The 25,696-nt window shown below is 49.6% G+C and carries 22 protein-coding genes; 11 read left to right on the forward strand and 11 right to left on the reverse strand.

Annotation, left to right across the window (positions count from 1 at the left end; translation table 11 throughout):
• Positions 1 to 73: 73 nt before the first annotated feature.
• A complete protein-coding gene (locus tag NIT79A3_RS11540) occupies positions 74 to 1,357 on the reverse strand; it encodes an outer membrane protein transport protein (RefSeq protein WP_013966365.1) in 1,284 nt (427 codons plus the stop codon).
• A 398-nt stretch (positions 1,358 to 1,755) separates the two neighbouring features.
• On the opposite strand from NIT79A3_RS11540, the gene NIT79A3_RS11545 reads away from it, so the two are divergent.
• Positions 1,756 to 4,296 carry an EAL domain-containing protein gene (locus NIT79A3_RS11545; protein WP_013966366.1) on the forward strand — a complete coding sequence of 847 codons (2,541 nt, stop codon included), beginning with the start codon at positions 1,756 to 1,758 and terminating at the stop codon, positions 4,294 to 4,296.
• 296 nt (positions 4,297 to 4,592) lie between these two features.
• Entirely contained in the window at positions 4,593 to 5,540 is a 948-nt protein-coding gene (locus NIT79A3_RS11550) for a LamG domain-containing protein (protein WP_013966368.1), read from the forward strand.
• A gap of 349 nt (positions 5,541 to 5,889) precedes the next feature.
• Here NIT79A3_RS11550 and NIT79A3_RS11555 read toward each other — a convergent pair whose 3' ends face one another.
• Together NIT79A3_RS11555 and ovoA are read right to left on the reverse strand one after the other, a co-directional pair.
• Complete coding sequence (locus NIT79A3_RS11555) at positions 5,890 to 7,059, reverse strand: pyridoxal phosphate-dependent aminotransferase (protein WP_013966369.1); 1,170 nt, start codon at positions 7,057 to 7,059, stop codon at positions 5,890 to 5,892.
• Positions 7,056 to 9,170, reverse strand: coding sequence for a 5-histidylcysteine sulfoxide synthase (gene ovoA, locus NIT79A3_RS11560; RefSeq protein ID WP_041360937.1), 2,115 nt, complete (start codon positions 9,168 to 9,170; stop codon positions 7,056 to 7,058). Before ovoA ends, NIT79A3_RS11555 begins: the two co-directional genes overlap by 4 nt.
• 129 nt (positions 9,171 to 9,299) lie before the next feature.
• On the opposite strand from ovoA, the gene NIT79A3_RS11565 reads away from it, so the two are divergent.
• From NIT79A3_RS11565 to NIT79A3_RS11590, 6 genes are read left to right on the forward strand one after another with little or no spacing between them, the layout of a single operon-like run.
• Positions 9,300 to 9,989, forward strand: a complete 690-nt coding sequence (locus NIT79A3_RS11565) for a DUF2064 domain-containing protein (RefSeq protein ID WP_013966371.1) — start codon at positions 9,300 to 9,302, stop codon at positions 9,987 to 9,989.
• Complete coding sequence (locus tag NIT79A3_RS11570) at positions 9,982 to 10,671, forward strand: TIGR04283 family arsenosugar biosynthesis glycosyltransferase (RefSeq protein WP_013966372.1); 690 nt, start codon at positions 9,982 to 9,984, stop codon at positions 10,669 to 10,671. Before NIT79A3_RS11565 ends, NIT79A3_RS11570 begins: the two co-directional genes overlap by 8 nt.
• Positions 10,672 to 10,710: 39 nt before the next feature.
• The gene (locus tag NIT79A3_RS11575) at positions 10,711 to 11,757 is read left to right on the forward strand and encodes a methyltransferase domain-containing protein (protein WP_013966373.1); all 1,047 of its coding nucleotides are present in this window, start codon (positions 10,711 to 10,713) and stop codon (positions 11,755 to 11,757) included.
• A gap of 2 nt (positions 11,758 to 11,759) precedes the next feature.
• Positions 11,760 to 12,713 (forward strand): radical SAM protein, encoded by a 954-nt coding sequence (locus tag NIT79A3_RS11580; RefSeq protein ID WP_013966374.1) that lies wholly within the window; start codon positions 11,760 to 11,762, stop codon positions 12,711 to 12,713.
• A 2-nt stretch (positions 12,714 to 12,715) separates the two neighbouring features.
• The gene (locus NIT79A3_RS11585) at positions 12,716 to 14,866 is read left to right on the forward strand and encodes a bifunctional TVP38/TMEM64 family protein/FAD-dependent oxidoreductase (RefSeq protein WP_013966375.1); all 2,151 of its coding nucleotides are present in this window, start codon (positions 12,716 to 12,718) and stop codon (positions 14,864 to 14,866) included.
• A 35-nt stretch (positions 14,867 to 14,901) separates the two neighbouring features.
• Positions 14,902 to 15,114 carry a hypothetical protein gene (locus NIT79A3_RS11590; protein ID WP_041360328.1) on the forward strand — a complete coding sequence of 71 codons (213 nt, stop codon included), beginning with the start codon at positions 14,902 to 14,904 and terminating at the stop codon, positions 15,112 to 15,114.
• On the opposite strand, the gene NIT79A3_RS11595 is transcribed toward NIT79A3_RS11590, so the two are convergent.
• The 3 genes from NIT79A3_RS11595 to NIT79A3_RS11605 form a co-directional block, all read right to left on the reverse strand.
• Positions 15,111 to 18,422 (reverse strand): metallophosphoesterase, encoded by a 3,312-nt coding sequence (locus tag NIT79A3_RS11595; protein WP_013966377.1) that lies wholly within the window; start codon positions 18,420 to 18,422, stop codon positions 15,111 to 15,113. The genes NIT79A3_RS11590 and NIT79A3_RS11595 overlap by 4 nt on opposite strands.
• Before the next feature lie 268 nt (positions 18,423 to 18,690).
• The gene (locus NIT79A3_RS11600; protein WP_013966378.1) at positions 18,691 to 18,891 is read right to left on the reverse strand and encodes a type II toxin-antitoxin system HicA family toxin; all 201 of its coding nucleotides are present in this window, start codon (positions 18,889 to 18,891) and stop codon (positions 18,691 to 18,693) included.
• Complete coding sequence (locus NIT79A3_RS11605; protein ID WP_013966379.1) at positions 18,884 to 19,090, reverse strand: hypothetical protein; 207 nt, start codon at positions 19,088 to 19,090, stop codon at positions 18,884 to 18,886. The genes NIT79A3_RS11600 and NIT79A3_RS11605 overlap by 8 nt, the downstream gene beginning before the upstream one ends.
• A gap of 204 nt (positions 19,091 to 19,294) precedes the next feature.
• On the opposite strand from NIT79A3_RS11605, the gene NIT79A3_RS11610 reads away from it, so the two are divergent.
• Complete coding sequence (locus tag NIT79A3_RS11610) at positions 19,295 to 19,879, forward strand: AMP-binding protein (RefSeq protein ID WP_013966380.1); 585 nt, start codon at positions 19,295 to 19,297, stop codon at positions 19,877 to 19,879.
• A gap of 176 nt (positions 19,880 to 20,055) precedes the next feature.
• On the opposite strand, the gene bfr is transcribed toward NIT79A3_RS11610, so the two are convergent.
• The 3 genes from bfr to NIT79A3_RS11625 form a co-directional block, all read right to left on the reverse strand.
• Complete coding sequence (gene bfr / locus NIT79A3_RS11615; RefSeq protein ID WP_013966381.1) at positions 20,056 to 20,523, reverse strand: bacterioferritin; 468 nt, start codon at positions 20,521 to 20,523, stop codon at positions 20,056 to 20,058.
• 205 nt (positions 20,524 to 20,728) lie between these two features.
• Entirely contained in the window at positions 20,729 to 21,952 is a 1,224-nt protein-coding gene (locus tag NIT79A3_RS11620; RefSeq protein WP_013966382.1) for an aminotransferase class I/II-fold pyridoxal phosphate-dependent enzyme, read from the reverse strand.
• Positions 21,953 to 21,964: 12 nt separating this feature from the next.
• On the reverse strand, positions 21,965 to 22,921 hold the full coding sequence (locus NIT79A3_RS11625) for an NAD-dependent epimerase/dehydratase family protein (RefSeq protein WP_013966383.1): 957 nt from the start codon (positions 22,919 to 22,921) through the stop codon (positions 21,965 to 21,967).
• Positions 22,922 to 23,285: 364 nt separating this feature from the next.
• Here NIT79A3_RS11625 and NIT79A3_RS11630 point away from each other — a divergent pair, with 364 nt between their 5' ends.
• A complete protein-coding gene (locus NIT79A3_RS11630) occupies positions 23,286 to 23,648 on the forward strand; it encodes a hypothetical protein (RefSeq protein ID WP_013966384.1) in 363 nt (120 codons plus the stop codon).
• A 247-nt stretch (positions 23,649 to 23,895) separates the two neighbouring features.
• Positions 23,896 to 24,516, forward strand: coding sequence for a glycoside hydrolase family 25 protein (locus NIT79A3_RS11635; protein WP_013966385.1), 621 nt, complete (start codon positions 23,896 to 23,898; stop codon positions 24,514 to 24,516).
• A 79-nt stretch (positions 24,517 to 24,595) separates the two neighbouring features.
• On the opposite strand, the gene NIT79A3_RS19530 is transcribed toward NIT79A3_RS11635, so the two are convergent.
• Both NIT79A3_RS19530 and NIT79A3_RS11645 read right to left on the reverse strand, forming a co-directional pair.
• Entirely contained in the window at positions 24,596 to 24,958 is a 363-nt protein-coding gene (locus tag NIT79A3_RS19530; RefSeq protein WP_013966386.1) for a hypothetical protein, read from the reverse strand.
• A 468-nt stretch (positions 24,959 to 25,426) separates the two neighbouring features.
• A complete protein-coding gene (locus NIT79A3_RS11645) occupies positions 25,427 to 25,609 on the reverse strand; it encodes a hypothetical protein (RefSeq protein WP_013966387.1) in 183 nt (60 codons plus the stop codon).
• Positions 25,610 to 25,696 lie beyond the last annotated feature (87 nt).

Here is a 25,696-nt window from a genome sequence, read left to right on the forward strand (position 1 = left end):
TGACACTATAAGATACTTCAAAACAGCCTAATTTTCAGCACATTAAGCAGCGGCACACCGTGCATCTGTCAGATCAGAAACGCCAATCCAGTTGCAAACCGCCGATATTGATTTGCTCGGAATATTGCCCAACGAGATAGCTAGCGGTTGAGCCTCTGTTATTAATCGAGGCATCGTTCATAAACAAGTGTGCGTAAGCAGCGTGGATGTTCACATTTTTTAACAATGCGTAAGTCAAACCAGCCGTTAACCAGTAACGGCTGCTATCAGGAATACGCGCTGATCGGTGCTGCGCATCTGGAACAGGCGTTTGGTCGTAGGCAAATCCAGTGCGGAATATCCACTTATTGGTGTCGGAAAAATAATTGACACCAAAAGCATAGCGCCATGTGTCGTCCCATTTCAGGTTTTGCACATCGGGCTGTGCCGATGAAAAATTTGTTCTGAGTTCTTTGACAAGACTCCAGTGTGTCCATAAAGCATCTGCGGAAATAGCCCAGCGGGGGCTAAAGCGATGCGAAAAACCAAACAAAACATTGTCAGGTAATGTTATTGAGGTAAACGCATTGTTGTCGATACTCCCTCTTCCCGTCAATAACATAGCATTACTCGGCACAGATAAATTCGCATTCCCATGCACATCGTGCGCAATTCTTGAGCGATAACTGACACCGAATCGAGTATCTTGATTCAACGCATAGAAGGCGCCGAAATTATAGCCAAATCCTACGCTGTCACCCTTGAGTGAAGCATGTCCGTCTGCGGTTTGCGGCAAGAGTCCTTGACTCGCACAACCCGGTAAATTATGTAGCGCCTGCAGGCAAGCTACTCCAAAATCAACGGCATTGGTCAGTCTGGATTGCAAGTATTGCACATTGAAACCAGCACCAACCGAAAATTTCTCGGTTACCTTGAAAGATAACGATGGATTAAAGTTGAAGGTAAAAATTTCCGAATCGATGGCTTGATAGCGCCCTTTCCAATCTGAATGGTAGCTATTGCTCGTGCCAAATGGCGTATTAAACCCAAAACCAAAAGCCACTCGTTTTGTCAGTTCCTGAACATAATACACATTGGGAATAAAAACTAAATTGCCTGAATCCCCGCCATTGCCGCCTTTTAACGGTGCACCACCCAGCGCCGGACTCATATGTGACGCGCTATTTTGGAAAGTTGCGGAAGGTGCAATGACATACCCTGCCACCGAAACCAGCTTGCCGCGCACCTGACTCATGGCGCCCGGATTAAAAAATACCATACTGCCGTCGTCAACATTGGTTGGTGCCCCGGAAAAGGCCTGTCCCAATTCCTTTACACTTTGTTCCATCACAGCAATCCCAGCGCCCAAAACCGGCATTGAAGCAGTAAACAGGAAGAAACCGATGTAATAAATAAAACCTCGAAGAAAAAAACACGCTGCTATACGTTGCGTATTAATAGATTCACTCCCGTAATTTTATTAATCAATTGCGCTCACTGTTTATCTCAGTCAGCACAAGCGACAGCTTGCTTTACTTACAAAAAATTTTAAGTATAATTCGCTGATTGTCAATAAGAATTATCTGACACCCAAGAAATGAATATTTTCCAGCCTTGGCTCAAGCACAGCATTGTTACTGGAGCAAATTACACCCCCGCTTTCACGCTCCAACTCATTGAAAATGAATTATATGCTTCTTTATGCTGGATAAACAATCTCCCGTTGATTGAAAAATTCTCTGGCAAGGAGCGTACAATTTACGCAATTTGTCCGCGATGAAAAATGATTACATGGAATCGAAATTCAATCAGAACACAATGGATTCCCGGTTTCAGCAATCCGATCACGCTGCCGAACTGCTTGCTGAACAGATAAAACTGCTTTACCAGCAAGCCCCTAAAGCACTTATTGTTTCACTGATCATTGCCGCAGCGCTTACTTTTGTTTTCTGGAATCTCGTTGCAAAAGTCTGGCTGGTGGGCTGGCTGGCGGCCATCTATCTGCTTACTTTCGCCCGATTTCTGCTGATTAAATCTTATTTCCGCAAAAATCCGGCCATTACAGAATCTCCCGTATGGGGTCGCCGGTTTTTAATCGGCACATTATTATCGGGAGTGCTCTGGGGCATCGCGGGAAGCATACTTTTTGTGAGCGGCAGCGCAATGCACCAGTTATTTCTTGCTTACCTGCTCGGCGGCATGGTTGCGGGTGCAATGGCCACATTGTCGTCGTACAAGTGGGCTTTTCCAGCCTTTTCAATACCCGTTGTCTTACCCTTTACCTATCAGGTCGTTACGCATGAAAGTGACATTCATCTGATCCTTGCGCTTACCTATCTGCTTTTCGTTTTCGCGATGGGAAGTATTTCGCATCGGCTACACCATACCGTCTCGGATTCACTTAAATTCCGCTTCGAAAATTTCGACCTGTTAAAGCGCCTGATCCAAGCCAAGAATCACCAGAATGCGATCAATCGTGTATTACAAACCCAAATCGCAGAAAAGGACCGTTCACAGAAAGCATTACAAACCGTTAAAGAGCAATTGGAACAACGGGTAATGGAACGCACTGAAGCACTCGCCTTAGCCAATGACGTCCTGTATCAGGAAAAAGAACTTTTTCAAGTGACTCTAGCCAGTATCGGGGACGCGGTGATCACCACGGATTCCAGCGGAAAAATAACCTATCTGAACCCGGTCGCGGAAATATTCACCGGCTGGCACAACCAGGAAGCAAATGGTGCACCGCTGCAACAAGTTTTTAACATTCTGGATACAGCTACCCGGAAGCCTGTTAAAAACCCGCTCGACGGCCACTCAAAAAAATCCGGAAATATCAAAGGCCATCGCGAATGCCTGCTGATTCGTAAAAACAAGCAAGAATGGATTATCGATTATTCCGTCGCACCGATTCAAAACGAGCAAGAGCATGTAATTGGAACCGTCTTAACCTTCCGGGATGTCACAGAGCAACGCAAGATCACGCAAAAACTCGCTTACCAGGCAACGCACGATTCGCTGACCGGTCTGTTGAATCGCAAGGAATTTGAAGCCCGCCTCAGCAAGATTCTGGCATCGACGCGAAAAAATGACACGCATGCGCTGCTGTATCTCGACCTGGATCAATTTAAAATTATCAATGATTCTTGCGGACATAGCGCCGGAGATGAATTGTTGCGCCAGGTGACAGTTTTGTTCCAATCCAAGCTGCGCACACGGGATACGCTGGCCCGTCTCGGCGGCGACGAATTCGGCATTATTCTGGAACATTGCCCGCAAAATGAAGCGTTACAAGTTGCGCATACGCTGCGCGAACTGGTGCAGAACTTTCGCTATCACTATCAGAACAAAACTTTCACGATTGGCGTCAGCATTGGATTTTTCCCCATCACCCACGCGAATGAAGGGCTTACCCATGCACTCAATGCAGCCGATAGCGCTTGTTATGAGGCGAAAGATCAGGGACGGAACCGGGTTCATGTGTATCAAGCGGCTGATAAGCAGCAAAAACCGGGTGAAACACAATGGCTGCCGCGTATTCAACAAGCCATCGCCGATCAGCGGCTATACTTGTATTTTCAACCGATCCGGTCGATTTCCGGCAAAAATGGCTTGGAGGAACATGGCGAGATCCTGTTGCGCCTGAAGGATGAACACGGCCAATTGATCATGCCAGGCGCGTTTCTTCCCGCCGCCGAACGGCATGACCAGATGCTGATGATCGATCGCTGGGTGATACAACAATTGTTCAAGTTGCTCAAGGCGCACGCACGCCAGCCATCCAATGCGGTTTACACCATCAACCTGTCCGCACAGGCGCTCGGCAACACGGATTTTCTCAATTTCACAGTGGACAGCATCAAAGCCAGCAAAATAAATCCTGCCAATATCTGTTTTGAAATCACCGAACATATTGCACTGGCGGATTTAAAGCATGTCATGCATTTTATATCAACCATCAAGGAACTGGGCTGCCGTATCTCCATCGACAATTTCGGCAGCGGCGTATCATCGTTCGGCTATTTGAAAAACTTTCCGCTGGATTATCTGAAAATCGACGGACGGCTGATCAAGGATATGGCCACCGATCCGGTTGATCATGCGATGGTCGAATCGATCAACCGCATTGGACATGTCATGCGGCTAAAAACCATCGCCGGATGGGTCGAAAACGCCCAGACATTGCAACTCCTGGAAAATATGGGCATCGATTACGCTCAAGGATTCTGGCTTGCTGAACCGCAGCTATTTCATTCCGGTTCGGAAAAATCTTTCAATGCATCTCAGAAAATAACACCGCCGACACATGACTATTGAACCTAATCGTTTGAACCCTGTGGCGCTCTATGTTTTGATAGCTGTGACTCCATTTTTGACCACACACTTCATCTATTCCCTACTGAACAAAATTAAGCAAAATGCTTATTTACTTAGCAAGCTAACAAGTACAGTATGAAAAATGGATAAGTTATAAATTATCCTAAGTAGGTAATATGCCCCAGCGGGGGGATCCCATACGCTGAGAAAGGAGGAGGCTCTTCGGCAGAGGACAGAAAGTGGTTATTTTGCTCAATTTCCGAAGAATCAATGATTCATAAATGGAGGAATTTGTCATGTTTCATAAAATATTGCTTAATATTCTGCTGATGCTTACTGCAGCATCTTTAGCCGCACCATCCGCTGTGTTTGCCGTTCAGAATTGTGTTATGCCGCCCGATGGCATGGTTGGATGGTGGCCCGGAGATGGGAATGCAAATGATATAGTGGGTGGTGATAACGGGATTTTGCAGGGTGGAGCCGCTTTCGGAACAGGCATTGTTGGACAAGCGTTTCAACTTAATGGCAGTACCAATTATGTCGAAGTGCCTGACTCACAAAGTTTAGATGTCAGTACTGCTATCACAATTCAGGCTTGGGTGTATATTAATGCCTTCCCAACTTACCCTTCCCCGCCAACGGGATTAAACATGCAAGTGTTTCAGAAAACTAGTAACCAAACTCTCCAAGCATACTCGTTAGTCATCTTGGGTGATGGAGGCATCTACGCAGGTTACGAATCCCCCGATAACCCTTATGGTGCTGGCACTCTACAACCAAGAAAATTTGGCTTGGAATTGACAGTTGATGGTCAATGGGCTATTGGTAGGTGGTCAAACACTGAGCTTCAAGAACATACTTGGTATCACTTAGTAACCACTTACGATGGAAGCGTAGTTAAAGTGTACTTAAATGGACAATTGGATGCTTCCTCTCCCTTAACAGGCGAGATCGAAATTAATGATAAACCTGCCGCGATAGGTGCTTTTGGGTTTACTAATGGAGGGCCAACTTTTGATTACTTTAACGGCACTATTGATGAGGTTCAGATTTTCAATCGTGCGTTGAGCGCTTCGGAAATTGCGGCTGCCTACAATGCAGGCAGCGCGGGTAACTGCAAAGTTTCAACTCCGCTGGTCGCGGCCGACTGCAAGAAGGGCGGTTGGCAGGCACTAACACGCGCTGATTCTTCACCCTTCAAGAATCAGGGTGATTGTATCCAGTACGTCAACACTGGTAAGTAGCGAACAGAATGGGGGATACCGCGAGGGGATCTCATCTACTGTAAAAAGAAGCTTGCGGAGGGGGGCAGAGAGTGGCTATTTTTGCCCAAGCCCTCGAAAAGGTAAATTCAAAAACAACCACAGCTTAACGCCCATCAAATGATCGGGCTGGGTACGATGAGCACGATCATAGTGCCATCGCACTCATCGGGAAAATGGTGATTCCCTCACCCTTACTGGCAGTTCGTAGTACGGTAGCCCAACCTTTAGCGTATATGAAACTGATTATGTTGGGCTCCGTTACTACACAGACTATATTTAGGCGGTTTGCAAGTTAAAACACAAGGCAAGCCAATTGACTGTTCGGAAATTATCTATACTTCGCCTGCCTAATTCTCTCCAATACCCGCAAAACCGTACAACGCGGTACGCCAATATTAAGCCGCATAAACCCACTGCCTTCCGCACCAAACAAAATACCTGGACTCATACCGACTCCCGCTTCATGGATGAAAAAATGTTTGAGCTGCGCATCCGTCCTATTCCATGCCCGGCAATCCAGCCATAACAAATACGTGCCTTCGGCTTTGATGACTTTGATTTCCGGCAAGTGTTCGGCCAAAAAGGTTTCCACGCAATCGCGCGTATCGCGCAGATAAATCAATAATGCTTCCAGCCAGGCTTCGCCTTCGCGGTAGGCGGCTTCAAAGGCGGCGATGCTGAACGGGTTGGATGCGCTGATATGCATGGTGTTAAACACTTGTGTGACGGCGTTACGGATGGATTGATCGGGAATAATCAGCGCAGACAGATTCAATCCGGGAATGTTGAAGGTTTTGCTCGGCGCGACCGCGGTGATGATTTTTGCAGCATGTTCCGGGAACGCGGCCAGGGTATGGTGTTGATTGCCAGGATAGATCAAGTCGGCATGAATTTCATCGGAAAAAACAATCACGTCATGTTTTGCGGCAATATCCAATAAACGTTCCAGTTCAGCGGGTTGCCAGACTCGGCCGACCGGGTTATGCGGCGAGCAAAGCAATAGCAGTTTCGCATCCTTTGCGCATTGTTCCAGATGGTCAAAATCGATGGTGTAGCGGCCATTTTCCAGATGCAGCGGATTTTGGATCAGTTTTCTGCCGGTTTGGGTGACGGCAGAGAAAAACGGGAAATACACCGGGGGTTGAATGATGACGGATTCACCGGGTTGCGTAAACGCCATCACCGCCGCATTAATAGAGGGAACCACGCCGGGACACAGAATAATCCAATCGCGTTGTATGGCCCAGCCGTGGCGCCGCTGCATCCAGCCAATCAGGGCATCGTATAAACTGTCCGGGAAAAGCGTGTAGCCATAAATCGGGTGAGCGGCACGTTCTGTCAGTGCCCGGGTGACTGCGGGTGGCGCGGCAAAATCCATGTCGGCCACCCACACCGGAATGACGTCGCTTTTGCCAAACATGTTTTGCCGCCCGTCATACTTGACGCTGTGAGTGCCTTCGCGGTTGATTTCTTGGTCAAAATCAAAACCACTGCTCAAGCAATCTTCTCCCAGATCGTAACTTCTGACAGCGTATGCTGGAATTTACGCTTGGTTTCGCGAATGACAAAAGGCACGGCTTGCGGGCCTTGAATCAAGCGGAAATGGCTACCCAGAATTTCTTTCAGGCCATCCAACGTGGTGAAATTTTCTCCATCGCGCTTGAATCCGCCGACCCAGGCTTCTTTTTTTGTGTGCTCGGCCAACCAGGTGTAAGGCGATGTGATCATCAGCAAACCGCCGCTATTGATGCGCGTGTGAATGCTGTTGAGCAATTTGGCCGGATCGTACAGACGATCAATCAAGTTAGCGGCGAGTATCAGGTCGTAACCGGTAAAAATAGGCTTCAGGTTGCACGCATCGCCCTGGAAAAACTCGACTTTATGTTTGATTGCGTCCAGTCCCAGGCTGGTCAGTGTGCGTTCCTTGTAGGATACCAGTTCGCCCTCGTCGGTCAGCGTGTAGCGCAGTATGCCTTGTTGTACCAGTTGCACGCCTTGACCGATGAAGCGCGCGGAGAAATCTATGCCGGTAACGTGATCGAAAGCATGCGCCAATTCAAACGTAGAGCGACCGGATGCGCAACCCAAATCCAGCGCCGTGCGTTTAGGCCGGTTACCCATCGCAGCGATGGCAATTTCGGCCAAGGCTTTGGGGAAATTCGGCACATCAAAATAGATATCGCCATAATGAAATTCAGCGTATTCCGACAGCAGTTTGTCGGTTTCATAGTTGGAACTTTGCAAAATCGCCGGCGTGTCGGTGACGACATAACGAAATCCCGCGTGCTGAAAGAAATGCCGGCGAAATGCATAACGTGCGCTACGCAGTGTTTCATTGCCGCAAGCAACCCAGGAACCGCCCTTAATGAGATTGTGCTGATTGTCAAAAGTGGGCGTGGTGAAGTCGTCATATAGCGTATGCACATCAAAACCGGCAAAGGGATAAGTAGGCGTTTCAGTCCACTGCCAAACGTTGCCGACGATATCGAAAAATTCGCCCTGCGGAAATTCGGTCACCGGGCAGCTGGATGCGTAATAATCCAAATGCAGATTCCCCACAGCCGGTGCGTTGAACGGTACCTCGGATAACTGGGCGACATCGTACAACCGGTACCATTCGTCTTCCGTCGGCAACCGCACAGGTTGCCCGGTGGTTGCAGCTTTCCAGTTACAAAACGCTTTCGCCTCATGGTAATTGACTTCGACCGGCCAATCCCACGGCATCGGCATTTCTTCGGTCATCACCCGCAAATACCAGGCACCGTCTTTTTTTACCCAGAAAGTGGGATGTTCAGCCAGCGTAAACTTTTTCCATGAACGGCCTTCTTCCTGCCAGAAACTCTCCGTGTGGTAACCATTGGCTGTTACAAAAGGTAAAAATTCCTGATTACTGACCAGATATTTGCTCGCCTGGAACGCGGAGATATCCGCGTTGTGCAAGCCATACTCGTTATCCCAGCCATAATGCGAGTGATCGGATTTGCTTTTTCCGATAGTAACAGTGCCGACTGCAACGGGAATCAGTTCATTGGTTGGCGCGGTTCCAGATTTTCGGCAAGGTTGCCAATCCGGATGCGGTTGCACAAATTCAAGTTTATGTTGGCGTATCAATACGGAAGAGGTTTCCAGATGGATACGTTCATGTTCGATGCCCATTAGAATCGGCCACCAAGGACTGTCCCAGGTGATCGGTAAAGTCAGCGGCATCGTAGTAATCAATTTATCGACCACGGCTCGCATGGTTTTGCGATAGGCACGCACTTCTTCCACGGCAGGCCAATCATAATGCGCACTATCCAGATCGTCCCAGCTCATTTCATCGACACCGACAGCAAAAATCGATTCCAGTCTGGGATTGATGCGTTCGGTAATGAGCCCGGCGAGAATCAGCTTGTTGACAAAAAATGTGGCCGTGTGTCCCAGATAAAAAATCAAAGGATGACGGAGTGAAATGGGTTTTTTATAGTAGGCTTCATCATTGCGCAGTGTTTCAAAAAGCTGCTCATAACAATCCAGAGTCGAATGAAAATAAGTACGAATCTCTTCACGTTTTAAGTTGACATTATCGCCGTCAAGTAGTGGTGTTCTCTGAAATAATGGTTGTGACATATCGTAATTTTTAACGGATTGTTCGGTTCTTTGGCCGGTATTATAGCGCTTCAAACTTTTTAGATCATACCCAATCGGGATAAAAGTCATTTATCCTTGATAGATCATGCTTAAAATGAAATGAAAATAATGAATGAAGCCACTTTAATTCTTGTCTGCAAAAAACCCGCTCCCGGTATCGGCAAACAAAGACTGGCAGCGAGTTTAGGCATTGAAATGACACAGAAAGTTGCCGATGCATTATTGGCTTGCGCGCTGGAAGATGCCTGTGATTGGCCAGGCCCGGTGGTGATTGCTCCCGCCAGTGTGGAGGATATTGAATGGGCGCGCGCTTTGTCAACATCGGTACCTTCCCCAGTGACAGTTGTCCCTCAGGTAGCAGGTAACCTGGGGCAACGCTTGAATGCGCTGGATCAAACATTGCGCGCACAGGGAATGGAACAACTGGTATTTATTGGCAGCGACTCCCCCGGGCTGGATATAGCAGATTATACCGCCACACGCGCCGCATTGCAGCACGCAGATATAGTGTTGATCCCCGCGCTGGATGGTGGCGTTGTGCTGATGGCCAATCGTTATGCATGGCCGGATTTATCGGCTTTGCCGTGGAGTAGCGATCAACTGGGCGCCGCGCTCATTGATGCTTGCCGTACAGCAAGGCAATCTGTGAAAACCTTCGGACATGGCACCGATGTGGATGAAATGGAAGATCTTGTAAGATTAGTTTCTTTGCTGCAACGGGATTCACGACCGGCGCGTTGCGCATTGCTTGAACTGACAAAAAATATTCTTTTCACCTTAAAAATCGCCAATGCTTAATTTTAGCGTCATTATCCCTTGTTTCCATGACGAGGAAAAACTGGCGTATTTACTCGCGCAATTGCAAAAATTACCGTACAGGCCTTGGGAAATCATCGTCGTGGATGCTGCCAACAGTGAATCGTGCGCAGAAATCTGCACGCAATTTCAGGCGCAGCGGATAGTCAGTGAACCGTGCCGCGGCCAGCAATTGCTGACCGGCGCGGCGCAGGCAAGAGGTGACATTTTGTGGTTTTTACATGCGGATGCGCAACTATCGACCGATCCATTGACAGCAATGACAAAGGCGATTGCCCAAGGTGCAACCGGCGGTTATTTCCGTTTTCGCTTTGCCGCACCGCGCGCCTGGCCGGCGTTTATCCTGGAACCGATGGTTGCTTTGCGTTGCCGAATAGGGGTTCCGTATGGCGATCAGGGAATTTTCGTGGCGCGCCCGGTTTATCATCAAGTGGGCGGGCACGCGCCCTGGCCGCTGTTTGAAGAAGTGCCTTTGGTACGCGCTATGCGCCGGGTTGGCAAGTTTCTGCCGTTAACCGCGCCCATTTTTATCGATCCACGGCGCTGGCAGCGCGATGGCTGGTGGCGGCGAACCTGGCACAACCGCAAGCTGGCTTTGAATTTTATGTGCGGCGTCACACCGCAGGAATTGGCTTCACGTTATCATTCTAAAATTGGCTCTTGAATGACATAATGACGCTAATCCTCAAAAATAAGGAATACCATGCAAGAGATTGTTCAAAAATATTATGGCGAAACACTGACGGGCAGTCAGGATTTGCAAACCAACGCATGTTGCACGGATGCAGGTTTGCCACATTTTGTAAAACCATTGCTGGCGCGAGTGCACGCGGATGTGCAGACACGTTATTACGGCTGTGGCCTGGTTTTACCCGAATTACTGCAAGGTTTGACCATTCTTGATCTGGGTTGCGGCGCAGGGCGTGACGTTTTTGTGCTGTCTCAACTGGTGGGGGAAACAGGACAGGTCATCGGCGTGGATATGACCGAAGAGCAACTGGCGATTGCGCGTCAACATGAAAAATATCACCAAAAGGCTTTTGGCTACAAACGCAGCAACGTCCGTTTCCTGCACGGTTATATTGAACGATTGCACGAGCTTGAATTAGCCGATGCCAGCGTGGATGTGATTGTTTCGAACTGCGTGATTAATCTGGCTCCGGACAAAGCAGCGGTGCTGCGCGAAGCTTTCCGCGTTTTGAAGCCCGGCGGGGAACTGTATTTTTCCGATGTATACAGCGACCGCCGCATTCCGCTGGCATTGACCCAGGATCCGGTACTGTATGGCGAATGCTTGAGCGGTGCACTATATTGGAATGATTTTCTGCAATTGTCACGCAAACACGGCTTCACTGATCCGCGCTTGGTTGACGACCGGCCCATTGACATCAGCAACCCGGAACTGGCGGAAAAAACCGGCAATATCGGTTTTTATTCGGCGACCTATCGCTTGTTCAAACTGCATGATCTGGAACTGGCTTGTGAGGATCATGGGCAATCCGTTGTGTATCGCGGCACCATTCCGCATCATCGCCATGCGTTCCGGCTGGATAAGCACCATTTTATCGAGACCGGCAGACAGTTTCCGGTGTGTGGCAATACTTGGCGCATGCTGCATGACACACGCTTTGTTAAACATTTTGATTTTTACGGTAACTTTGATCAGCACTTTGGCATTTTTCCGGGTTGTGGTATGGGGATTCCATTTGACGATGCGATCATGGGTGATCAGACAAGCGGGTGTTGTTGAACATGAATGCTAATGTCTTACCACCACCCGCATCGACTGAACATCGTTCGCGTTCCAAGCTGTGGTATGTCACGCCCGATGACAAGCCGCGCGGCTTTATTCGTTCACATGCCTTAGAAGAACTCTGGTTTCATACCGGTACCGCTTGTAATCTGGCTTGTCCTTTTTGTCTGGAAGGCTCCAAACCCGGCGACGACCGCTTGCAATTGATGCGTTTTGACGACGCCAGACCATTTATCGACGAAGCGTTGACACTGGGTGTCAAACAATTCTCTTTTACCGGCGGAGAGCCTTTTATTAACAAAGACTTGATCCACATTCTGGATTACGCGCTCCAGCACCGCCCCTGCATGGTGCTGACCAATGCCACGGAACCATTGATTAAACGCTTGTCACAATTAAAGCCGCTGCGTGAGCGGTCGAACGCTGTGCATTTTCGCGTTAGCCTGGATCATTTCTCAGCGGAACAGCATGACAAGAACCGGGGCGAAGGCATGTTTTCAATGGCGTTGGATGGACTCTGCGCATTGCATGACATGGGATTCAGTGTATCGGTAGCCAACCAAACCATCCCAGGTTTACCTGCCCATAAAGTCGCCAAATGTTTTGCGGAAGTTTTTCGCGGCGCAGGATTGCCGGAAAATCTGCCGCGCATCGAGTTTCCTGAATTCCATCCGCCCGGTATCACAGTCACCGCACCGCAAATTACGCACAGTTGCATGGTCGATTATCAGACCGAATCCACACGCCGTGAATTTATGTGCGCATTCAGCCGCATGGTTGTCAAGAGTGAAGGCAAATGCAGAGTCTATGCGTGTACGTTGGTGGATGATGACGCCGATTATGTGCTCGGCACAACACTGGCCGCAAGTCTAAAAATTCCGGTCAGTATGAAACATCATCGTTGTTATAGCTGTTTCCAGTATGGCGCTTCGTGCAGTGAAATGAAGCGATAGCCATGAAACGCCGCTGGGGGCTACTGATACTGCTCGGCTTGTTAGCCGGGTTGTTTTTCAGTTTTGACTTAGGGCGCTTTTTCACGCTGGAAGCGCTCAAAGACCAGCATGAAGCATTACAACAAGCCTACCGGGCAGAGCCGTTTCTTGTGACCGGTATTTTCGCAGCAATCTATATCGTGATGGCTGCGTTATCATTCCCCGGCGCAACCCTAATGACGCTGGCCGGTGGCGCGATATTCGGATTCTGGACCGGCGTGCCGGTGGTATTGGTATCGGCTACGATTGGTGCCACACTGGCGTTCTGGACTGCGCGCTATGTATTGCGCGATGCCGTGCAGCACCGCTTTGGCGATCGCCTGGATACCATCAACAAAGGCCTTGAGCGGGATGGCGTTTTTTGTTTGTTTTCCTTGCGCCTGGTGCCTGTTTTTCCATTCTTTCTCATCAATTTGCTGATGGGATTGACCGCCATTCGCAGCACTACTTTCTTCTGGGTCAGCCTGGTTGGCATGTTCGCCGGAACCGCCGCCTATGTGAATGCGGGCACACAGTTGGCAGCGATCACACACTTATCAGATGTCATGTCTCCGGCATTGATTATTTCATTGATTGTGTTGGCGCTCTTTCCGTGGCTGGCCCGCTGGGGCATCGGGCTGGCAAGAACCCGCCGCTTATATGCGCGCTGGACCAAACCGCGCCAATTTGACCGCAATCTGATCGTGATCGGCGCCGGTTCTGCCGGATTGGTGAGCGCGTATATTGCAGCGGCAACGCGCGCCAAAGTAACCTTGATTGAAAGCCACAAGATGGGAGGCGATTGCCTCAATTACGGGTGTGTACCGTCCAAAGCATTGATCCGTACCGCCACTTTTTTGCAACAGGCAAAAAACGCCACATCACTGGGTATTGCACAGACCACTGTTCGGTATGATTTTTCGGATGTCATGGCACGTGTCCAGCGCGTGATCAAAACAATCGAACCGCACGATTCGGTAGAACGTTATACCCAATTGGGTGTAGAAGTGTTGCGAGGAAAAGCGAAAATGACTTCGCCCTGGTCGGTGGAAGTCAATGGACAAACACTCTCCACGCGCGCCATCGTCATCGCGACCGGTGCGCGCCCGGCGATTCCAGAAATCTCGGGACTGGAATCGGTGCGCTATTACACTTCCGATACCCTTTGGTCGCTGACTGAACGGCCGGAGCGCTTGATTGTGCTGGGCGGCGGACCGATCGGCTGCGAATTGGCACAAGCATTTTCCCGGCTAGACTGCCAAGTGACACAGGTCGTGCGAAGTGATTGTTTGCCGCGCGAAGATGCGGATGCTGTAGCGCTGATTAAAGCAGCATTGCAAGCAGATGGCGTAACCTTGCTGACGCAAACCGAAGCGCTACGCTGTGAGAAAGAAGGCGATGCGCAATATTTGACGGTGCGCGGCACTGACGGCAAAGAATTCAAACTGCCGTTTGATGCGCTGTTATGCGCCACCGGCCGGATACCTCGCACAGAAGGTTTTGGATTAGAGGAATTGGGTATCCCGGTTTCACCACTACGCACCATTGAAACCAATGCCTGGTTACAAACCATTTATCCCAACATCTATGCCTGCGGCGATGTTGCCGGACCCTATCAATTCACCCACACGGCCGCGCACCAGGCGTGGCATGCCTCGGTCAATGCCCTTTTTGGCACTCTCAAACGTTTCAAAGTGGACTATTCAGTGATTTCGTGGACGACATTCACCGACCCGGAAGTTGCGCGGGTAGGATTGTCGGAAAATGAAGCCAAAGCACGCAATATCGCCTTCGAAGTAACGCGTTTTAATCTGAGTGATCTGGATCGCGCGATTACCGACGAAGCGGCGCAGGGCTTTGTCAAAGTGCTGACGGTGCCGGGTAAGGATCGTATTCTGGGCGTCAGCATAGCCGGCGCCCACGCCAGCGATTTACTCGCTGAATTTGTACTCGCCATGAAGCATGGCTTGGGCCTAAACAAAATTCTAGGCACCATGCATACCTATCCCACCTGGTCAGAAGCTAATAAATATGCAGCGGGAGAATGGAAACGCGCGCATGCGCCACAACTACTGCTTAAGTGGGTGGAGAAATATCATGCTAAGAAGCGAGGGAGAGAGAGTGCAGCTGATTAAGGAATGGCGATTTCGAGGCATACATATATTGATGAGTGAAAATTCTTTATTTGGGATCTGGTGCCTTGTTTTCTGGTCTACCTACCCGGGCAGCACTGGCACAGCAAACCCCGTCACCCCTGAGTGCTCATATCGGCAGGCACGCACTATTTGCCTGCCGCATCTACAGCAGGCGGCGCACAATAGCTGCGCTGGGCGCTCGCAGACTGATTTTTGGCGGCAGCACCGCCCCCAGTGTTTGCATCTAGCGTGAAAGTACGCGCAAGACTTTGGCGCGCAGTGTGACGATAAAGTGATTGACAAAGCCGCGTTGTTGCGCCAGATCGAGCAGCGCCTGCGCTTGGGCATGGTAAAACACCGGATTGCGGCTGCCATTATTAATTTTTCCCATGAGCAAAATACTGGCCGCCTCTAGCTGGCCCAATTGGCTCAGCACGTCGGCACGGATGGCATCGGTGTGGTCATCGCAACAACGGCGCTGAGCTGCCAGATCAAGTATCGTCAACGCGCCTTGCGTATTGCCTGCCCTCAGCCGGGATTTGGCTTCGTCGTTGAAATAGATCGGGTTTAGGCTGCCGCCATTGATTTTTTCCATGCGCACAGCGCCTGCAGCGTCTGCCTGCCCGCTGCTTTGCAACGCGCTGCTGCGGATCGCAGCCGTCACGTCATCGAAGCAATTGCGCTTTTGCGCTAAATCGAGTATCTGCAATGCGCCTCGCGCGTCGTTCGCGTTGAGGCGAGCTTTGGCTTCGTCGTTGTAAAACGCAGCATGCAAACTGCCGTCATTTATTCTCTCCATGCGCAACTGGCTCGCCATTGCGTGTTCACCCAAACGCATCAGACAATTGAGCTGCACGGAAATCACAAAATCATCAATTGCTTGCGGGTAGTCTTGCGCCAATACCGCCAGCCGCAGCAGAAACGCTTTGGCTCCATCTTCGCCTTGGGCCAGTAGGCATTTGCCTAAATTGGCCCAACTTTGTGGAAAACTGGCCGACCATTGACAGGCTTGCTCAAAACTAAGCAAGGCATTGGCGCTTGCCCAGCCTTCTTCCTTGGCCCAGCATTCACCCAAAAAGCGCCAAGCCTTGGGTTCATCCGGGGCTAACTTGACCCAATATTGCAGTACTTTGCGTTGTTCGATGATTGGTGCGCGGTTCTTGAATAAATGTTCATACAATTTGGTGATGCGCGCTACGGCCCAACCCTCATTGCCGCCAAGCAAATCAATCGCAATCTCATGTACCCGATCCCCTTGCGCGCCAGCCGTCAAGTGGAAAAACGCTTGCAAGGCCCGCTCGATGTTCACAGAAGATGTACGCTTGCTTCCGCCTAGCTGCTTAAGCCAGCAGCTTGCCACCACCACATGCAAATGCTGCGCCAGCGTGATTTGTTGTGGCGACACCTTGAGAGAAAATTCGGCCTGGCCAGCATCATCCGTCGATTGGTAGCCCAAACCGAAGCGCAGCCAATCGGCGATGAAGCCGTGCAGATAAAACAGCGTACCATTGCTGCCAGAGGCCAGCAAACAACGGCGGTGAATTCCATCCCAGGCCCCAGGCAAGCGCAATTCGTTTTCCAGCCCATCGGCATGGTCATGCGGAATCGCGACCCGGTACAATGCCAAAGCTTGTAGCATTTGCCGCTCTGCCGGGTTAAGCACTTTGTTGAACAAATCGCCCAGTAAGGCGGTTTCGATATTGTCTTTAATCTCTTGCTGTTCTAAAACTGTGATCGGAGTGCTTCTTGTCGCACGGCCAATTTCGATCAAAAACGACAAGGCCAGCGGATGCGCCTGCTTGCCGCCGCCACCGCCCAGCCAGCCATAAACGCGCTTCAACTGGTCGCCGCGCAAAGTCCAATCCGCAGCCATGCCTTCTGGTGCGGCATCGGCCAGCGCTTGGCCCAGCGCTTCTTTATCCAGACCCAGGATTTCACATTCCACCCCGTCCGCGCCCAACAGACCCCTAGGCGGGCGCTCGCGCAGCTCCAGCACTATCGGCCATGTTTTGCCATATGCGCGCTGCAAACCGAGCAGCAATTTGCGCACTTCCTGCGAACGAAAACCCTTGGCGTCGAGCAGCACATGCGCCCTGTCCAACCACAGCCACGCGGTGCGTGGTGCGGGGTAGCGCTGCTTGAATTGATTGGCGATGCTGTCGATATCACCAGTAGGTGCCAGTGGGAATTCGGCAGTTTCGCCTAGTGCCAAGGCAAATTGGCGGAACAGGCTGTCGGCATTCATGCCTGGCTCGGCCTGAATCCTCACTGCCTCGCCCAGCAGCGGCGCTTGCTTGGCCAAGCCTTCGATAAACCAGGTTTTGCCATTGCCGCGCATGCCATACACCAGTAGCACCGGGTATTGCCGCAATTTGACGGCGGTGGTTTTGAGCAATTGCTCGCGGCCATACAGCTTGCCTTGCGTGGGCAAGCTGGCGGCGGGGGCGCTCACGGTGGTGCTTTTGGCGGTTGGCTCAGGTGTGGTCATGGGCGCAATTTCGGCTTCGTACGCAAGCTCGGGTGCGGCCACGGGCGGCGGCACTGCCGCAAGGTTTTGCAGCAAAGCATTGGGCAGTGCAAACGGCCAAATAGCTTTCGGCGCATGGGTAGGCACAGGCGCTATCATCCAGCCAGTTTTGTCATAGCGATGCAAATGCACTTCACTCTTGCCCGTGGTCAAATCCAAGCGCACTAAATTCATCCCAAACTCTTGCGCTTGCGCCGCACCTATTGCGCCAGCAGCCACCGTGACGCAGGTGCTCGGTTCCACCCACGTATTATGCGCATGGCCGTGCAGGAAAAAATGAAAATCGCTCGCCAGACGCTTGGTCAGGGTGGTGCGTTCGGTTTGGTTAAGATTGTCTATCGGGTGGTGCATCAAAGCGATGCGCAGGGTGGCATTGTTCAGCGCAGTCTTAGCGGCATTGAGTTGCCATTCTGCCGCTAGCCATAGCTTGCGGTCATCTTCATCAGCCGCGCACGACCAAGCGGAATTCAAGCCGGCGATGCCAACTGGTACACCCGCCACGTCCAGCACAGTTGCGTAGCAGATGCGGTCATTCTCGTCATGTTGATGCGGCAAATACTCTTTGACGAATTTGCCGTAATCTGCCAAGCGTTTGATATTGTTTTGAAACTCCAATTGCCTATCATTGAAACGTTCATTGATTGCGTCCACGTGCTTGCTTGAATCTTCGGTTTTCTTATACAGCGACTCCTGCGCATCACGATCGATGCAGCTACGGTCAATATCATGATTTCCAGGCACCACAAACAAGCGCTGTTTTGCCATCCGCACGCCATCTTTGCCGCAAACTTGCAACAAATTATCAAAGAATTCTTTTGCCTCTGCATATTGTTCAAGTAAGGGTGCATGGGGCAATTCGCCAAAGGCGATATCGCCAGTGCAGAAAATCAAATCTGGGCGTAAATGCGGTTCATCCTCGAAGCACTGTTTCAAATACGTCAGCAACGCGGCATGTGAATGCCCATCGCGCCATTTCAACTTGGGGAAAAAATGGATGTCAGAAAGATGCAACCAAATCAATTGGCTCATAGGGGGTCGATGCTCGCTGTGTACGGTGAATTATTTCGTTCAGGCAACCGCCAGTATCGTGCAAGCAATTAACCGGGTCAACCGCAATCTAAAAAAGCTGGGTGCAAGTTTTAAAAAAACGGGGGAAATGGTGTCAGTCTATAACTAATAATCCCTATTCAAGCAGCATGCCCCCTTTCAGGCGCATGCCTTTGCGCCGATCGGCGGCGAGTAACAAAAAATACAAATCCGTTTTGCCATATGGAAAATCAAGGGCGCAACACTTTAATCAATTCATCTGGCGACATTCTTGCTTGCTTAAGAATCCACTCAGAGTTCCCACTTTCAATTCGTGATGATTGGGCACAACACAGCCAGAAGAATCTTCGCGAAGAACGATATGGCTGCTGCGCTGACGTACTACGGAGAAACCCAATCGTTCCAGCGCTTTTATCGCTTCTATCCCGGAAATAACGGGCAACTTAGGCATGTTCCGTTATATGAAAGGTAGTCAGCAGTGAACGAGCAGATGTGGTCAATGGAAATTCTTCAAGGTAGAGTTCAGTTGCTTCAACCAAATTAGCCAGAGCCTCCTCCACTGTTTCTCCTTGTGTGGTTGTTCCTGTTTCAGGATTGAAGGCAACATAACCACCTTCTGGCGCTGGTGTTAATACGGCGGAAAGCTCCATGATTTTATCCTCTTAAGTGTGTTTGAGGAATTATACCCTACGAAATCAAAATCAAATTCTGTTTAAAAAAATGGCATCCGATCCACAACTAAGAATTCCTACTTGAAGGGCAGCATGCCTTCTTTCGAGTACATACCCTCCTCGCCAGCCGGTGGCGCGTGATGCTACTGGGCAGAAGTCATTGAATAGAAGAAAAATGCGGAAATGATGAAGACCAGGAAAAGTTATTATCACCGGGGTGGCAGTGAGCCACTTCTGGGCGCAACCATTCCGGAACATCTTGCCTCGGTCGTCGAGCGGTTTCCGCAACATTGGGCAGTCGTATCGAAACCGCAAAACCGCCGTTTAAATTATCAGCAATTTGCTGCTGAAGTTGATCAGCTTGCATGCGCCATTTATGCCATGGGATATCGAAAAGGCAATCGCATCGGCGTGTGGGCGACCAACAACATGGAATGGATTCTGCTGCAAATGGCCACCGCACGCATCGGCATCGTATTAGTCAATATCAATCCCGCCCATCGCCCCCGCGAACTGGCCTATGCTTTGCAGCATTCGAAAGTGGAAGGCTTGTTTGTCATACCCAAGTTCCGCTCGAGTGACTATATCGGCATGCTGGTAACGTTGATGCCTGAACTTAAACAGATGCCGCATGAGAATCTTCGCTTAAAAGATTTTCCCGCGCTGCGCAGCAGCGTGGTGTATGACCCTGTGAATCCGTTAAATCCGTTACAAATTAAACGGAAGGTGGAGAATAAACATTCCTTTCCATGCAAAGGAATGTACTGAAAGCTCTGGCGATTGTCAAACCACAGGGTAAGCAAGTCAAAACTTACGATTGTGCTGGGCATCTGCAAATTGTTCGTCATTACCACGCTCGATTTGTAAGGATTCACGGTATGTGCGTTACCTATGCCACATCGCTAGACGCGCGACCTTCCTGTACCACCACCTTTGGCTGATTATTACATCTGTGACTGCAGGTAGTTCTGTACCCCCACCTTTTCAATGAGACCCAACTGTTTTTCCAGCCAATACGCATGGTCTTCCTCTGTTTCAGCCAGCATGGCTTCGAGAATTTCCCGGGTCTGATAATCCCGTTCCTGCTCACAAATGGCAATGACATCACGCAATGAGGCAATCACGGCACGTTCCAGCCCCAGATCGTTCTCCAGCATTTCCGGTACGTTATTGCCAATTCTCAACGGACTCCGGTTACCCACAACAGGCACCCCTTCCAGAAACAGAATTCGTTTGATCAGAAGATCCGCATGCTGTTTCTCATCGTTCATCTCATGATCAATCCGCTCATACAGCTTGTTGAATCCCCAGTCCTCATACATGCGCGAATGTGTGAAATATTGATCCATCGCAGTTAGCTCATCGGCAAGCAGTTTGTTCAGCAGATCGATAATTTTTGGATTGCCTTTCATAAAATTCTCCTTTCATTACGAATTGGATTACAGACGGCTCTGGATCCTCACTTTCTCGAATGCCCTAACAGTCCGGTAAGAGCAACGCGATATTTCATTCGATCAATCGGCATTATATGAATCATGACGCACAAATGCAATAACAAATAACTGATTACAAACGATAATAATTCTTTACATCCTTCTCATTCCGGCTTTCCAGTAACTAACAACGAAAACCCGCCAACACGTCCAGCAAATAATCCAAATCCTTCCCGGTATGCTCAGCGGAAACTTGCAAGCGGATTTCTTGATCGCCTTGCGGGACCACCGGATAATTCAAACCGGTGGCGAGGATATCGTGTTTGAACAGATGCGTCACCAAGGCAGTTGTTTTTGCGGTGTCGCGGATGAAAACCGGCACGATGGGATGTTCTCCGGGCAGCGTTTCGAAACCTAAGCATTGCAGTCCTGACCTGAGTTTGCCGCTGAAACTGCGTAGCTGATCAAGCAGGCGCGCGCCTTCCGGGCTTTCCAGCACATTCAGGGCGGCCAGCGCGGCAGCGGCCTCAGCGGGGGTGATCGGGTTGGAATAGATATACAGCGGCGCGGTTTCCCGTAAGTAAGCGATAGTGGTTGCGCTGGCGGCAACGTAGCCGCCGTTAACACCGAACGCCTTGCCGAGCGTGGCGATCAACACATCCGCTTGCCCGCCCGTGACTTCTTCGGTACCACGACCGGTGTTGCCAAAAGCACCGGCGCCGTGTGAATCGTCCACCACGGTGACAATTCCTTCGGCATAATCGTTCTGGTATTGCGCGCAACAGCGGCTGAGTCCGGCGAGCGGCGCGTAATCGCCGCGCATGCTGAAAACACCATCGGTGACCACGCAAACACGCTGAAAGCGGCCACGATTGCCGACCAATATGTTATCCAGTTCGCCCATATCACCGTGCGCATAAATCACTTTTCCTGCCGGATGCGCGAGACGGATCGCATTGATAATGCAGTTGTGGTTCAGCGCATCGCTGACGATCAACGTCTGCTCGGAAATAAACTGCGGCAGCACACCGACCATCGTGGCATAAGCGGCGCTGAACAGCATTGCGGCTTCGCGGCCGTGAAACGCTGCCAGCCTACGCTCCAATTCGACATGCGGCGCATACGTGCCGCTGATAAAGCGCACCGCGCCGGGACCGGCGCCGTACTTTTCCACTGCCAGCGCTTCCGCTTCGATCACTGCGGGATGCCGCGCCAATCCTAAATAGGAATTCGAGTTCATGCGTAAAAACGCGCGCTCACCGTAGCCTTGCAACTGATAGCGCGGGCCAAACCCGTCGACCGGCAATTTGATACCGGTAACGATTTTCTCTTCGCCCTTACGCATACCTTGCTGTTGCAACTGGTTTAATTTTGCCTGGAACAGCGGCTCTACTTTCGATAGGGACATATAGACCTCCGGTTAATCGTTACGTAATATGGCGGTAATGTGCGTCAACATATCGGCCACCATGGCCGGCAAATCGAATCGCGGCTGCCAGCCCCATTCAGCGCGGGCGGCGCTGTCGTCCATATGACGCGGCCACGAATCGGCAATCGCTTGGCGCAGCGGATCTACCGCATAACTGATGGTAAAACCGGGGAGATGCTTTTGTATTTCCGCCGCCAATTGCGCTGGGGTGAAATTCATCGCGGTGACGTTAAAACCATTGCGATGCACTAATTTTCTGGTATTGGTTTCCATCAATTGAATCGCAGCCGCGATGGCATCGGGCATATACATCATGTCCAGCTGCGTATCGGCACGCAGAAAACACTCATAATGCCGCTGCTTGACCGCAGCGTAAAAAATATCCACGGCGTAATCGGTCGTGCCGCCGCCCGGCAGCACTTGATTGGAAATCAACCCCGGATAACGCAGTCCGCGCGCGTCGATGCCGTAGCGATGAGCATAATAATCGCATAACAATTCGCCCGTCACCTTGGTAATGCCGTAAATCGTCGCCGGGTGTTGCACGGTATCTTGCGGGGTATCGAACTGCGGCGTGCCAGGGCCGAAAGCGGCAATGGAACTGGGAAAAAATACTTGGCAACGGTGCTTTCGTGCACTTTCCAGCACGTTGAGCAGGCCATTCATATTGATATCCCATGCCAGCAGCGGCTGTTCCTCAGCCACTGCGGAGAGCAGTGCGGCGAGATGGTAAATCACCGTAATGCGCTGCTCAGAAACCACTGCATCAAGCGCTGCCGCATCGCGGACATCCAGACGGCAATAAGGCCCCGTTTGCGCCAGATCATCCGACAGCTCACGGCGGTGCCCGGCAGCCACAACGTTTTCCGCGCCGTAGCGATCACGCAACGCCAATGTCAATTCCGCGCCAATTTGACCGGCCGCGCCGGTCACTAAAATTTTAGGCATCCCCACCTCCACGATTTCCTATCATACTGGCTTCTTTCAGGCGGTGTGCATCAAACAAAATAGGGCTTAAAAGCATCAATGCAAAAGTATCCGCTTTTTCAAGCTTCAAATTATTGCATAGGCCATTCCTACCAATGTTCTTTCCGCAGATAATGGCCAAGTCAATACTCTCAAGTACGAAATCAAACTAATTTTTATAGATTTCAGTCATTTTTTGCTATGATGAAATCAGAAAGTAGAAAAGTTCTAATTTAACTTCATAACTTTCTCAAAAAGTAGTAAATACAGAAATATTGCAAACTGATTGAATATTTCGAGTAGCAATGGAATTCCTTTTTATTCATCTAATACAAGGAGACTCACCATGCAATCAAAACTATTTTTCTCGATACTAATCTCGCTTAGTTTACTGACTCCCGGTGCATTAATGGCAATAGATCCAGCAAATGTCAAAGATGCTGAAGCGGAGGCCAGGACCAACTTCGATCATGTTAAATTAGCCGAATATTATGAAAATGAAGCTAATGCAATGAAAGCAAAGGCAGAAGAACAAAAACAGCTGCTGCGGGATTATCACGATCATAGCGAATACTACGGCCGGGAAGGACAAGATTTCCACGCACACCACAGCGCATTACTGAAATATTACACAGAAGCAGTGGATCGGAATACGGAAATGGCCATGTCCCACCGGAACATGTCTAGGAAAGTCAAAGGATTGAAATAGCGTAGCATCGGATATCAACCAACCTTACCTTTAGTAATTTTGGTTGGTGTCTTGGTGTTTCCGGGTCCACAGAAGGGGCAGGTACCGAATCACGAAACCGGAACAGGCGGCACACCTGACACCTCTGTTCTCATTGTCGTGTAGGTGTAACCTGTTTTGGATTCGTGATTCGATAGCTGACCCCGGCTGTGTTTTACATTAATAAACAAAAATTTAGCTTCATAACTTTTTATAGGTGGGGTTTGTTATGAGCATTATTAATGTTGTTGTCGATATTTCTCATCATAACGGGCAGGTTGATTTTGCAAAAGTAAAAGCATCAGGAGTTGTTGGTGTAATACAAAAATCTACTCAGGGTCAATCATCGATTGATCGTACCTATGACGCCAATCGAAAAGCAGCCTTGAAAGAAGGATTATTATGGGGTGCTTACCATTTTGCTACAGGAAGTGATGGTATTAAACAAGCAGATAATTTTTTAAAAGTTGCAGCGCCCGATAAGGATACCTTACTGGTTTTGGATTTTAAGCCGAACCCAACGGGCCCGAGTATGGATTTAATAGAAGCACATGCTTTCGTTACGCATGTGCAGCAGACTACTGGCAGATATCCAGGCTTTTACTCAGGACATTACATAAAACAATTATTAGGCGGAAACAAAGATTTGATACTTTCTAATTGTTGGTTTTGGTTAGCACAATACGGTTCAACCGCCGTAATACCTCCAACTTGGGATACTTGGACAATGTGGCAATATACTGATGGTAATGTGGGACCAGAGCCTCATGATGTGCCTGGAATTGGTTACTGTGACCGCGATAAATTCAACGGCGAGCAATCACAGTTAGAAAAATTATGGAAGGGATAATCAACTAATTTAGCACAAAGGTTGGGCTGACGAAGGAAGCCCAACAAATATTTCGTGGCGCGAATTAACCGACACTTCCTCAGGTGTTCTTTACATCTTGTAAACACAAGTCCCAATAAGGCAATCCTTTAAATCGCTTGATGAAGAAATTGACAAATGCTCTGACGCGCTGCGAGCGATGGTGGGTTTGCGGGTAAATGGCATAAGCGGCGAGTTGTGAAAATTTGGAGAAGCATAGGGGCAGGCTGCGAATTGAGAATATAGCCGATGAATTAGGTATGAATTTTGTTTTGTGACCTTGTTGTGCTTGTTGCCGGTATTGTATTCGTGATTCGCGACCTCGTATCAAACCGTTACATTCTTCGATCAGTGCACAGGCCGTAATCTGCGCTTGATGCACATCGAATCCAATAACACGTTTGTAAAGTGCGGCCAATTCCATAGCTCCTCCATTTAATTTATACTCGTGAATGGAAGGCGGCGGATGCCGGAACTGAAAATGTCTGAAGGTAATTATCTGCCTTCGGCCTGTTTAACGTGCGCTCTCTATGGAGGCAATCCGGGGTTCGAGTCAGTTCGGCGGGTCACGTTAGAGTGCGGGATCAAGTCACCAAAAAATCTGTGCGACCTCTCCCCGCCACCTCCCACCCCAAAGTTTCTTTCATGATCAGGGGTGGCGTCTAACGCAATGAGCGTTAGGATATTCCCAGATGATTATGATGTATATAAGGAAATGCCTTATTTTTATAAAAGCAAAATAGTGTCAAATCCATAACGAAGAATTCTTATTCTTGCGAAGAATAACCCAGACCGTCGTTAGATGCACTTGATTCAGAAACAAAAAGACCACCGCTTGGGGGTGGTCTTTTTGTCTCATATTTTGAGAGATTATTATAATTAATCTTGAGTATTAATGCCCTGGCTTGCTGTTACCGCCAAAAGGACGTGGATCCTGTCCTTCCTTGAGGCATTCACCATTACCACCTACTCCAAACTTACAGTCATCTACACTAGCATTTGGATCGCCCATATTAGCATTTGAACAAGCTGCTAAAAATACTACTAAAGTTGCGGCAAAAATTGATAATTTCATCACTTAAAATCCCTTTTTTAAATTGATCATCACTTCTTCATGAGTTTTGAGTATATAACGGAACTGATCAAATACTCAAGCGCATAG

This window comes from Nitrosomonas sp. Is79A3 (assembly GCF_000219585.1).
In the GTDB taxonomy this organism is placed as follows: Bacteria; Pseudomonadota; Gammaproteobacteria; order Burkholderiales; family Nitrosomonadaceae; genus Nitrosomonas.